Here is a 12074-nt window from a genome sequence, read left to right as displayed (position 1 = left end):
CGGGCCGTCCGGCGCGTGACTGCCCATACGGCAGGATATCCAATAATATTGACGAGCGTTATAGATACGGTATATATTTCGGACACTTCGAGCCTCAACGGAGGTCCAGTCATGCCGATGTCACTGACGGCACACGCCGACACGTTCTGTCGTGATCATCTGCCCCCGCGCGATCAGTGGCCGCACTTGGAGTTTGAGCTGCCCGCGTTGCACTACCCCGCGCGCATGAACTGCGGGACCGTACTGCTGGACGAGGTCGTCGATCGACTTGGCGGTGACCGCCCATGCGTGCTTACGCCCACCGAGTGCTGGTCCTATGCCGATGTGCTCCAGCGGGCCAATCAGGTAGCCCAGGTGTTGTGCGAGGATTTCGCGGTTATCCCGGGGCAGCGCGTGTTGCTGCGCGGGCCCAACAACCCGTGGCTTCTGGCGTGCTGGTTCGCAGTGATCAAGGCCGGCGCAGTGGCGGTCACCACGATGACCCTGTTGCGTCGCCACGAGCTGAGCCAACTGATCGACCTCGTCAAACCGGCGGTCGCAATATGCGACCATCGCTTCAGCGACGAGTTGCTCGCGGCGCTCCACAGCACCGACGACGTGTCGGTGCTGCAGTACGGCGGCCCGGAGCCCGACGACCTCACTGCGCGGGCCGCGATCAAATCCGGCGTGTTCACCAATGTCGACACCGCCGCCGACGATGTGGCGCTCTTGGCGCCAACCTCCGGGACCACCGGCGCGCCCAAGGCGACGCTGCAGTTTCACCGCGACGTGCTGGCTGTAGCCGACACGTTCGCCGAACACGTCATCGCTCCACGACCCGACGACGTGTTCACCGGAACACCGCCGCTTTCGTTCACCTACGGGCTCGGCGGGCTGCTGATCTTCCCGATGCGTGTCGGTGCGGCCACGGTGCTGCTGGAGAAGCCGACGCCAGATGCGCTGGTCGCGGCGGTCGCCGACCAGGGTGCCACCATTTTGTTCACCGCGCCCACCGCCTACCGCGCCCTGCTTCGCGAGGGCAAAGCCCGCTCGCTGACCGGGCTTCGGTGCTGCATGTCGGCGGGCGAACATCTGCCTAAATGGGTATGGCAAGCATTCAAAGACCAATCAGGGCTGTCGATCATCGACGGCATCGGGGCCACCGAGATGATGCACGTGTTCATCTCATCCACCCCCCATGACATCCGGCCAGGCTCGACCGGCCGGGTGGTGCCGGGCTACCGCGCCGAAATCCTCGATAGCGAGGGGGATCCGGTAGCAGATGGTACCCCTGGTCGCCTAGCCGTCATTGGGCCCACGGGTTGCCGCTACCTGGCCGATGAGCGGCAACGCAACTATGTCCAGCACGGCTGGAACATCACCGGCGACATCTACATTCGCGATTCTGACGGATACTTCTGGTACCAGGCACGCAGCGACGACATGATCGTGTCCTCGGGTTACAACATCGCCGCTCCCGAGGTAGAGGAAGCGTTGGAGCAACACCCCGACGTGGTCGAGTGCTCCGTCGTCGGCAAGCCCGACCGCGACCGCGGCGCGGTGGTGCACGCCATTGTGGTGCTGCGGCCCGGTGTCGCAGGCGACTGCCACAAGGCCAGCGAACTGCAGGCTCACGTCCGCAGCGTTCTGGCGCCCTACAAATACCCACGCAGTATCGAATTCACCGACGCGATCCCGCGCACGGTTACCGGCAAGGTGCAGCGCTCTTAACTACCCACCATGATTCCGGGGCGAGGCAGTGACTCGGCAGGTCGATGCTGCGGAATCGGCGAAACACGTTGGGGCGCTGTATCTCACGCAGGAGAATAAGGAGACGACGATGCGTATCGCAATAATTGGCGGGGGCCCCGGCGGGTTGTACTTCGCCGCGCTCGCCAAGCAGTTGAACCCAGCGCACCAGGTGACAGTGTGGGAGCGTAATGCCCCGGACGACACCTTCGGGTTCGGTGTGGTGTTCAGCGACGAGACACTCGGCGGCATCGAACTTGCCGACACGGAGACCTACCGCCGGATGGAAAGCGAGTTCGCCCGCTGGGACGACATCGACATCCATCTGCGCGACAGCATCCACATCTGCGGCGGCCACGGGTTTGCGGCCATGAGCCGCAAACGACTGCTGCTACTCCTGCAGGAGCGCTGCCAGGAGCTGGGGGTCAAGCTGCTGTTCCGCACGGTCGCGCCCGACGTCGAAATGCTAGCCGCCACCTACGATTTGGTGCTTGCCGCCGATGGTGCCAACTCGGCAACCCGCAGCCGCTTCGCCGACCATTTCGGCACTACGCTGGAATATGGCCGCAACAAATACATTTGGCTGGGTACGGACAAGGTTTTCGAGGCCTTCAAGTTCTTCATCCGGGAAGAACCATACGGGGTGATCCAGGTCCATGGCTACCCCTACGGCAACGACGGCAGCACCGTGATCGTCGAGATGCGCGAAGATGTCTGGCACCGGGGTGGATTCGCAGAATCCGCAGCACAAGTCCTCCCGCCCGGTGAAAGTGATGAGGCCTCCATCTCAGCGCTCGCCAGCCTGCTCGACGACATTGTTGACGGCCACAAGATACTGGCAAACAATTCGCGCTGGCTCAATTTTGCCACGGTGCGCAACACCAACTGGTGTCGTGACAATCTGGTGCTGCTCGGCGATGCCGCGCATACCGCTCACTTCTCCATCGGGTCCGGAACCAAGCTGGCGATGGAAGACGCCTTGGCACTGGCCGCTTGCCTGCACGAGCAGGCCGCGCTCGGTGACGCGCTGGAAGCCTATGAGCGCGAGCGCCGTCCAGTCGTGGAGTCAACCCAGCGCGCCGCGCGGGCAAGCCTGGAGTGGTTTGAGAACATTAGCCAGTACGTGCATCAGGACCCGCAGCAGTTCGCGTTCAACATATTGACCCGCAGTCGCCGCATCACACACAGCAATCTGCGGCTACGCGATCCGCAGTTCGTCGACAGCACCGACCAGTGGTACGCCGAATGCGAAGTGCGCCAAGGTCGCATCTCCCCACCGGCAGACACACGGCCACCAATGTTCCAGCCCTATATAGTTCGCGGTCTTGAGCTGAAGAACCGGATCCTGGTGTCGTCGATGGACATGTATTCGGCCGTCGACGGGGTACCCGGCGACTTTCATCTAGCGCATCTGGGTAGCAAAGCGTTCGGTGGGGCTGGACTCATCATGACCGAGATGGTTTGTGTGTCAGCGGAGGGCCGCATCACTCCCGGCTGCGCTGGTCTCTACGCTGCCGATCAGGAGGCGTCGTGGAAACGGATTGTTGACCTCGTCCATGGTTGCAGCACCGCGAAGATCGGCGTGCAGCTGGGCCACTCCGGGCGCAAAGGCTCAACGAAACTGATGTGGGAAGGCATCGACGAACCCCTCGAGAAAGGGAACTGGGAGGTTGTCGCACCCTCGGCGCTGCGGTACGGGCCGTATAACCAGATGCCGCGAGCAGTCACCGAGCCGGATATGGACCGAATAACCCAGCAATTCGCCGACGCCACCGCAGCGGCGGACCGCGCGGGATTCGACCTGCTGGAGCTGCACTGCGCTCACGGCTACCTGCTTTCGTCGTTCTTGTCCCCACTGACCAACCTGCGCACCGATAGGTACGGCGGTCCACTGCAGGACCGGCTGCGCTTCCCGCTGCGGGTGTTCGACACGATCCGCCGAGTGTGGCCGACCGAACGTCCACTGTCGGTGCGTATTTCGGCCACCGACTGGGCAGCGGGCGGCAATGACATCGACGAGGCCGTCGAAATTGCCCGTGCCTTCGCCGAACACGGTGTCGACGTCATCAATGTCTCTACCGGGCAAGTAGTCAAAGACGAGCAGCCCGCCTACGGGCGTAGCTATCAAACCCCGTACGCCGACCGGATCCGCAACGAGATCGGCAGGAAGTACGGTGTCACCGTCGTCGCCGTGGGTGCCATCTCCTCGTACGACGATGTGAACTCGGTGCTCTTGGCCGGGCGCGCGGATCTCGTCGCGATCGGCCGGACCCACCTATACAACCCGCACTGGACGCTGCACGCCGCCGCTGAACAGGACTACACCGGGCCGGGAAGCGAATGGGTCGACCAGTTCAAAAGCGGCAGTCGCAAGCCGCCCACCGGCAACGCCGACAAACCCCGGCCACGCCTCGAACTCACACGCCCCCAGGACCATGCGCAACCACGACGGCGCTGGATCCCTGCGGCCGCGGGTATGGGCTGAACGCGAAGCTGACGCGCCGCCGCGGCCAATGCCGAACCGGCAACGCCGGAATTGAAGATTTGCTGTTCATGACGCACCGACGTGGTCCCAGGTACACTCCGCGAACAACGAGCTGCACGGTCGTACCGGCCGTGCGTCGCCGCAACAGAGGTTTTCGAGTATGCGACAAGTGAAGCGTTGCGAGGGAAACCTACCGACGGACGTCACCGGCTTCATCGGCCGCCGGCGAGAACTCCGGGAGCTGCGCGCGTTGCTGACGGAGTCGCGGCTGATGACCTTGACCGGTGTCGGGGGCGTTGGGAAGACCCGCATGGCGTTGAAGGTCGCCGCCGAGTCGCGGCGGGCTTTCCGGGATGGCGTCTGGTTCGTCGAATTGGCGGTCCTGCAGGACGCCTCGCTGCTGGCCGATACGGTGGCTAGCGCGCTGGGCGTGGTCAAGCACACCACCAGGGCGCCGTCGGAGCAGTTGGCTGATTTTCTAGCCGACAAACACATGCTGGTCATTCTGGACAACTGCGAACACCTCAGCGATGCTTGCGCCACGTTGGTCGGCGAGCTCCTGCGCACCGCCCCGATGGTGCGTTTCCTCATAACCAGTCGGCATTCGCTCGGCGTGCTCGGCGAGCGGATCTTCACCGTGCCGCCGATGTCGACACCCAACTCGGCGGCGGGTCTGGACGCGTCGTCGCTGAACGAGTTCGACGCGGTGGCCCTGCTGTGTGCCCGCGCATCGGACAGCGGACTGGGCTTCCATGTCACCGACGAGAACAGCCTTCTGGTCGCGCGGCTATGCGAACGCCTCGACGGCATCCCGTTGGCCATTGAGCTGGCGGCCGCGCGGCTGCGGACATTGACGGTCGCCGACGTGCTTGACCGATTGGACCGCCGGTTCCAGCTGCTCAGCGCCGGCAACAGCGCAGCACTGCCGCGGCACCAGACGTTGCAGGCACTCATCGACTGGAGCTACGCACTCTGCTCGCCGAAGGAACAGGCTCTATGGTCACGCTTGTCGGTATTTTCCGGCAGCTTCAGTTTGGCGGCCGTGGAGGCGGTGTGTGCCGGGGAGGGGTTGACCGCCGACGAGATGCTCGACCTTGTCGAGGCGCTCGTGCGCAAGTCGATCCTGATCACCGAGCGCAGCGGGGAACAGATGCGCTACCGGCTGCTGGAAACCGTTCGAGAATACGGCAGTGCCCAGCTGGCGACCACCGATGCCTCAACGCGGCTGCAACGAACACACGGTGACTACTTCGGACGTCTCGCCGAACGGAGCTTCACCGAGTGGTGCGGCCCCGAGCAAGCAACATGGGTCGCCCGGCTGCGCGAGGACTACGGGAACCTGCGAGCCGCCTTCGACCGTTGCATCGAGTCCGGTCGCGGCGAACAGGCGTGTGCACTGGCCGCTGCATTGCAGTGGTATTGGATCGCCGGCGGGAGCCTGGGAGAGGGTCGCCGCTGGCTGGGCCAGGCGTTGGCCATCGCCGATCCGCGTCAGCCGCGCGCGGCCCATGCCGCAGCGATGTGGGTCGACGCCTACCTTGCGCTGCTGCGTGGCGAACTGGCCGCAGCGGAGGCGCAGCTGGACGAGGCCGAGCGGCTGGCTGGAGTAGTCGACGCCCCTGACCTACCCAGCTACCTGGCTCAGCTGCGCGGCATGGCCGCACTGTTCAGTGGGGACCTGAACAAGGCCAAGAAGTGCTATGAACGCGCCCTAGCCGGCCACGAAGAGCGGGGCGACATCGTGGCGGTGGTGTCGATGCTGTTTCAGCTGGCCGTAGTCTGCCTGTTCACCGGAGGACATGACCACGCTGCCGCGCTGTGCGAACGTTCACTGCGCCTGAGCGCTCGCTACGGGGAGCGCTGGGCGGCGTCCTACGCGTTGTGGGCGCTGGCGCTCAACAAATGGTCCGTCGGCGACTACACCGGTGCGGGCGAGTTGGCGCGCGAAAGCCTGCGACTCAAGCGCGATTTCGGCGATCACCTCGGCATCGCGCACATGATCGAGCTGTTGGCGTGGATCGCGGCGTCCGACGGGCGCTTCGTCGAAAGCGCGCGGATGCTCGGGGCGGCCCACACCATCTGGCACAGCCTGGGAACGTCGATGGCCGCGTTTGGACAGCACCTGGCTGACTGCCACACCGCCACCGAAAAGCGGGTGCGTGAGGCGTTGGGTACCTCGGCCGCCGACGCGCTGACCACCGAGGGAGCCGCCTTGGGCACCGACCTGGCAATGGCCGACCTCACCGGCATCGCGGACACTCCCGATGCGTTGGAGGACTCGGCTGGTTGCCCCCTGACCGCCCGAGAGCTGGAAGTCGCGGGCTTGGTCAGCCGCGGCATGACCAATCGCCAGATCGCAGCCGAGCTAGTCCTTTCCAGCCGCACGATCGACAGCCACGTGCAACATATCCTCACCAAATTCGGCTTCACCTCCCGCAGCCAGATCGCCGGCTGGTTCGCACAGCAGTCAAGCGCCCCTAACCCCAACGGGGTGATGTAGGAGTCCCCGTCGACGGAACCGCGGTGGTCAACACCGGCCGCGCGTGACTCTCTTCAGTCCGCCCCAATCGAGAACATCGCTTCGAGGTCTAATCGGGAGTACGCCCGAAAGGCGATGTAGGTTCGTGTATCGAGCACATGGGGCAGCTTTGAAATCTCACCGGTGACCAGCTCTGCCACTCGATCGAATTCGGCCACCCGCACGACAGCGATGACGTCGAATTCCCCTGTGACCGAATATACTTCGTACACGCCATCCAGGTCGACGAGTCGCTCAGCCAATTCGGTCAGGCCTTCATTAGCGGCGACGATCATCACGAACGCGGTAATCACAATGACTCTCCTTGATCTCACTGCTCATCGCACCGCATGGCCCGGTGATGTTGCGAGCACCCCGCGGCCGATTTTGCGAGCGGTGGCCTGCACCGCCGGTGCGACCTGACGCAGATTCATTTTGCCGGCCCAGCCCGCGGCCGAAATGGCTCCGACAGGTAGGCCATTGGCATCACGGATAGCCGTTGCGACACAGACGATCCCGGGGCCCGACTCCTCCTGTTCAAAGGCCAGCTCACTGGTCGCCGCCCGGGTGAGCTGTTGTCGCAGCAATCCGGGCTGGCGGATCGTACGGGGCCCGAGGGCCGGCAGGCCAGTGGCGACGAGCATGTCGATGATGTGCGGCGGCGACGCCGCAAGTAATGCCTTACCGACAGCGGTCGCGTGCGCGGGCAGTCGCCCCCCGACACGCGACGGCAGCCGGGGTGCCGTCAGGCTCGGCAGTATTTCCAGATACATCACGTCGACGCCGTCGAGGATCGCCAAGTGAATGGTTTGATGGGTGGCCGCACGCAGATCGGTCAACAGCGGCATCGCCACCTGACGTGCCCATTCCAGGTCCCTGGCGCGTTCGCCCCACTCGAATACCCGCAGCCCCACGCCCACCTTCTTGGCGTGCCGGTCGATGAATCCAGCCTCTGCCATGTCATTGACCAGCCGCGCGACAGTGGAGGGTGGCAGGTGGGTGTGACGCGCTAGTTCGCGGATCCCCAACGGGATTCCAGCGGAATCCAAGGCGTCGAAGATCTGCGCCATCCTGCGGATCACCGACGTCGCCGATGCGGGCGCGGTGTGCCGCTCTGCGGAACACATTTCTTCAGTATCCACTGTCACGGCGGCAAAGTATGACATCGATTGATCGAGACCGGCCGCGCTAGCGTCCTGTTGCCAACCGCACCGAGAGGATTGCATGACCGAAGGCCAGGGAAGTACGGGAGCTCCGCTGCGCTGGGATTGCGATGACCCCGACTGAACAGATCACCGACGGCACTATCAGCCACGTCGCCGATGTGCTGCAGCAGGCCGCCCGGACCAGGGTGCCCACGGCGCCCCTTCGAGCGCTGATCGGCGCCGATGACATCGACGCCGCCTACGCCGTTCAGCAAGAACTCATCGCCCGCCGCGTCGCTGACGGCGCGGTAATCGTAGGGCGCAAGATCGGTCTGACCTCACCGGTGGTGCAGCAGCAGCTGGGCGTCGACCAACCCGACTTCGGGGTGCTGCTGGCCGACATGGATATGTCCAGAGAGGCGGTTGTTCCGTCGCATCGGCTGATTCAGCCTAAAGCCGAAGCCGAGATCGCATTCGTGCTCAAAGCCGATCTCGCTGGCGAAATAAACGATCCCGAGCAGATCCGCGCCGCAGTCGATTACGCCGTCGGCGCGATCGAGATCGTCGACAGCCGCATCGCCGACTGGGACCTCACCATCGCCGATACCATCGCCGACAACGCCTCCAGCGGTCTGTTTGTGTTGGGCCATCGCATGTTACGTCTCGACGACTTCCAGCCGCGAAGGGCCGTCATGCGGATGTACGCTAACGACACCTTGGTGTCGCAGGGTGATGGCACAGCCTGCCTGGGCGACCCACTGAACGCGCTGGCGTGGCTTGCCCGTGCGGCCGCGGACTACGGAAATCCGTTGCGCGCCGGTCAGGTTGTGCTGTCCGGTGCGTTGGGCCCGATGGTCACCGCGGCTGCGGGCGCCCACATCCGCGCCGACATCGCACCGCTGGGCACCGTATCGGTCCACTTCTCAACATTGGATTAGCCTTGAGCACAACGAAAATCGCAATCATCGGATCAGGCAACATCGGAACCGATCTGATGATCAAAATGCTGCGGACCTCCCGGCACCTCGAGGTCGCCGCGATGGTTGGTATCGATCCCGCCTCCGAGGGGCTTGCCCGCGCCAAACGGCTGGGTGTCCCGACTACCCACGACGGTATCGAAGGGCTGATCGCTATGCCGGATTTTCCCGACGTCGGTATCGTCTGCGACGCCACCTCCGCGCGGGCTCATCTGGCAAACGCTTCCGCGTTGGATCCGTATGGAAAGACGCTCATAGATTTGACGCCCGCCGCGCTGGGTCCACCGGTCATTCCCTCGGTGAACTTGCAGGCCTGCCTGGACAGCGGCGCCACCAACTTCAATATGGTGACCTGCGGCGGGCAAGCGACGATTCCCATGGTCGCGGCCGTCTCGGCGGTCGCCCCGGTGCACTACGCCGAAATCGTGGCTTCGATCGCGTCCAGGTCCGCCGGGCCGGGAACTCGGGCCAACATCGACGAATTCACCGAAACCACTGCCCAGGCAATCGAATCCGTCGGGGGAGCCGCCCGCGGTAAGGCGATCATCATTCTCAATCCCGCCGAACCGCCGCTGATCATGCGTGACACCGTCTTCTGCCTGATCGGCGACGCCGACCGCGACGCCATCACGGCCTCCATCCATGCGATGGTCGAGCGGGTGTCCGGTTACGTTCCCGGATATCGGCTCAAACAACAGGTGCAGTTCACCGCGATCGCCCCCGACGAACCTATCCACACCCTGCTACCCCACGATGTGGGCACAGCGCGCACCCGGGTGGCGGTGTACCTCGAGGTCGAAGGCGCAGCGCACTACCTACCCGCCTACGCGGGGAACCTCGACATCATGACCTCGGCTGCCCTGCAGGTTGCAGAGTCGATTGCCCAACGGCAGCGCAACGCTACTCCCGCAGAGGTTTCCCAATGAACCCGCCGCTGTACATCCAAGACGTCACCCTGCGCGACGGCATGCACGCGATCCGGCACCGAATCAGCCCACCGGATGTTGCGCGTATCGCGGCTGCCCTGGACGCGGCTGGTGTGGATGCCGTCGAGGTAGCCCACGGCGACGGCCTGGCCGGCGGTTCACTGAACTACGGGCCCGGTAGTCACACCGATTGGCAGTGGATCGAGGCCGCGGCCGACGCCATCAGCACCGCGGCGCTGACCACGCTGCTACTGCCCGGTATCGGCACGATTGCCGAACTAAAGCACGCACATTCGCTCGGGGTTAGGTCGGTGCGGATTGCCACCCACTGCACCGAAGCCGACATCTCAGCGCAGCACATCGCAACCGCACGCGAACTCGGCATGGACGTCTCGGGTTTCCTCATGATGAGCCACATGGCAGGTCCGGCCGAACTGGCAGCCCAAGCCAAGCTCATGGAGTCTTACGGGGCGCACTGCGTCTATGTCACAGACTCCGGGGGCCGCCTGACCATGGACGGTATGAGCGAGCGCGTCCGCGCCTACCGCGACGTGTTGAATCCAGAGACTCAGATCGGGGTGCACGCCCACGAAAACCTGTCGCTATCGGTGGCCAACAGCATGGTGGCCGTCCAACAGGGTGTGACCCGCGTCGATGCGTCGCTGGCCGGCCAGGGCGCGGGAGCCGGCAACACCCCCCTCGAAGTCTTTGTGGCGGTGGCCGAGCTGCAGGGCTGGCAGCACCGCTGTGACCTGCTGGCGCTGCAGGACGCCGCCGACGACCTGGTTCGCCCGCTACGCGACCGGCCAGTCCAAGTCGATCGCGAAACCCTGACGCTCGGCTACGCGGGTGTGTATTCATCGTTTCTCCGGCACGCCGAAAACGCCTCCCGCAACTACGGAATCGACGCCCGCACCTTGCTGCTGGAGGTGGGTAGGCGCCGCCTGGTGGGCGGCCAAGAAGACATGATCGTCGACATCGCCTTAGACCTCCTCGCGACACGGACGTGAGGAGCCGGGCAGCCCGATCGGGGGCACGGTCACCCCGCGGACCCCGACCACGTGATCACTGCTGACCGCTCGAGAGCTGAGCGTCGGGGGCATGGTCGCCTGCGGACGACCAACCGCCAGAAGCTAACCGAGCTGATGCTGTCCCGCAGCACGATCGACGCCACGTGCAACACCTCCTCACCAAAGCTCGACCTGAGCCCGCGCAGCCGGCTGCCGGCCGGTTCCCGCCCAGAGCTGCAGCGCCATCGTGGCCGAGTCGGGTGAGGACTGGCCGTCCGGGTGTATCGGTAATGGGTCGGTAGTTCAACGGATGTGTTCGTTGGACGGGGGTTGGCATAGTCCCAAGTCAACGCCGCCTTATGCGCCTTCGGATTGGGGATACGATCCTGATGACTGCCGCTGATAAACGATCTGACGCGGATGTGCTGGCCATATCTGCAGGGTCGGCGGCCGGATCGAATTCGCTCACCGCCGCGGTGTCGGGGCGCATATGCTGACGTCAGTTTATGGGGCCACCAAGCCGTTGCGTACATTCGGCGGCTTCATGGCGATGTCGCTGGATACCTTTGTCATGATGTTCCGGCCTCCGTTTGCGTGGCGTGAATACGTTCTGCAGACATGGTTCGTGGCGCGAGTAACGACCCTGCCGGCGCTGGTGATGGTAATCCCGTACGGGGTGCTCTTGACGTTCACCATCAATGTCGTATTGATGGAAATCGGTGCCGTGGATTACTCCGGGACGGGTGCCTCGACCGCCATTGTGAGTCAGGTAGGCCCGGTCGCTACGGTGTTGGTGATATCCGGCGCGGCCGCCACCGCCGTCTGCGCCGATCTGGGATCGCGGACAATCCGGGAGGAACTCGACGCTTTACGGGTGATGGGCGTCGATCCTATCCGGTCGCTGGTGGTTCCTCGGGTGCTGGCAATTACCACGGTGTCCTTGGCACTGGGTGGTGCGGTGATCATGGCCGGACTCGTCGGCTCGTTCGTTTTCTCCGTGTATGTCGAGCACGTTTCGCCGGGTGGTTTTGTCGACCATTTGACGTTGCTCACCGGCGTCGGCGATGTCGTCGTTTCGTTAATCAAGGCGACATTATTCGGGCTGGCGGCCGGCCTGATCGGCTGCTATAAGGGAATCACGGTCGGCGGTGGTCCCGCCGCTGTCGGTAACGCCGTCAACGAGACCGTCGTATTCTCCTTCGTCGTGTTATTCGCGATTAACCTCGTCTCCACCGCCGTCGGTATCCAGTTCACTGTGTCGTGAGGTGAATTCATGACACAGACA

General features: G+C 64.1%; 9 protein-coding genes. 7 read left to right on the top strand and 2 right to left on the bottom strand.

The features are described 5' to 3' along the window. Positions 1 to 15 precede the first annotated feature (15 nt). The 3 genes from AC5Y6X_RS15980 (at position 16) to AC5Y6X_RS15970 (ending at position 6713) form a co-directional block, all read left to right on the top strand. Positions 16 to 1710 (top strand): AMP-binding protein, encoded by a 1695-nt coding sequence (locus tag AC5Y6X_RS15980; RefSeq protein ID WP_499987454.1) that lies wholly within the window; start codon positions 16 to 18, stop codon positions 1708 to 1710. 28 nt (positions 1711 to 1738) lie between these two features. Then, positions 1739 to 4213, top strand: a complete 2475-nt coding sequence (locus tag AC5Y6X_RS15975; protein WP_499987453.1) for a bifunctional salicylyl-CoA 5-hydroxylase/oxidoreductase — start codon at positions 1739 to 1741, stop codon at positions 4211 to 4213. Positions 4214 to 4373: 160 nt separating this feature from the next. Next, entirely contained in the window at positions 4374 to 6713 is a 2340-nt protein-coding gene (locus tag AC5Y6X_RS15970; RefSeq protein WP_499987451.1) for an ATP-binding protein, read from the top strand. 53 nt (positions 6714 to 6766) lie between these two features. Here AC5Y6X_RS15970 and AC5Y6X_RS15965 read toward each other — a convergent pair whose 3' ends face one another. Both AC5Y6X_RS15965 and AC5Y6X_RS15960 read right to left on the bottom strand, forming a co-directional pair. After that, the gene (locus AC5Y6X_RS15965) at positions 6767 to 7045 is read right to left on the bottom strand and encodes an Lrp/AsnC family transcriptional regulator (RefSeq protein WP_324675633.1); all 279 of its coding nucleotides are present in this window, start codon (positions 7043 to 7045) and stop codon (positions 6767 to 6769) included. A 24-nt stretch (positions 7046 to 7069) separates the two neighbouring features. Then, positions 7070 to 7879, bottom strand: coding sequence for an IclR family transcriptional regulator (locus AC5Y6X_RS15960; RefSeq protein ID WP_499987449.1), 810 nt, complete (start codon positions 7877 to 7879; stop codon positions 7070 to 7072). A gap of 125 nt (positions 7880 to 8004) precedes the next feature. Between AC5Y6X_RS15960 and AC5Y6X_RS15955 the strand changes: the two genes are divergently transcribed. The 4 genes from AC5Y6X_RS15955 (at position 8005) to AC5Y6X_RS15940 (ending at position 12053) form a co-directional block, all read left to right on the top strand. Next, the gene (locus AC5Y6X_RS15955; RefSeq protein ID WP_499987447.1) at positions 8005 to 8814 is read left to right on the top strand and encodes a 2-keto-4-pentenoate hydratase; all 810 of its coding nucleotides are present in this window, start codon (positions 8005 to 8007) and stop codon (positions 8812 to 8814) included. Positions 8815 to 8816: 2 nt separating this feature from the next. Then, positions 8817 to 9779, top strand: a complete 963-nt coding sequence (locus AC5Y6X_RS15950) for an acetaldehyde dehydrogenase (acetylating) (protein ID WP_499987446.1) — start codon at positions 8817 to 8819, stop codon at positions 9777 to 9779. Then, positions 9776 to 10789, top strand: coding sequence for a 4-hydroxy-2-oxovalerate aldolase (gene dmpG, locus AC5Y6X_RS15945; protein WP_499987444.1), 1014 nt, complete (start codon positions 9776 to 9778; stop codon positions 10787 to 10789). Before AC5Y6X_RS15950 ends, dmpG begins: the two co-directional genes overlap by 4 nt. Positions 10790 to 11279: 490 nt before the next feature. Beyond that, positions 11280 to 12053 carry an MlaE family ABC transporter permease gene (locus tag AC5Y6X_RS15940; protein WP_324675624.1) on the top strand — a complete coding sequence of 258 codons (774 nt, stop codon included), beginning with the start codon at positions 11280 to 11282 and terminating at the stop codon, positions 12051 to 12053. The last annotated feature ends 21 nt before the right edge of the window (positions 12054 to 12074 follow it).

The sequence above is a fragment of the Mycobacterium sp. NGS26 genome, from assembly GCF_059813025.1.
Note: the sequence above shows the minus strand (reverse complement) of the source record. Positions and strands in the feature narration are given on the sequence as shown.

What these genes read in the sequence shown, in the direction of transcription:
- AC5Y6X_RS15955 (WP_499987447.1), top strand. Translation starts at nt 8,005, where the DNA reads ATGACCCCGACTGAACAGATCACCGACGGCACTATCAGCCACGTCGCC.
- AC5Y6X_RS15970 (WP_499987451.1), top strand. Translation starts at nt 4,374, where the DNA reads ATGCGACAAGTGAAGCGTTGCGAGGGAAACCTACCGACGGACGTCACC.
- AC5Y6X_RS15940 (WP_324675624.1), top strand. Translation starts at nt 11,280, where the DNA reads ATGCTGACGTCAGTTTATGGGGCCACCAAGCCGTTGCGTACATTCGGC.
- dmpG (WP_499987444.1), top strand. Translation starts at nt 9,776, where the DNA reads ATGAACCCGCCGCTGTACATCCAAGACGTCACCCTGCGCGACGGCATG.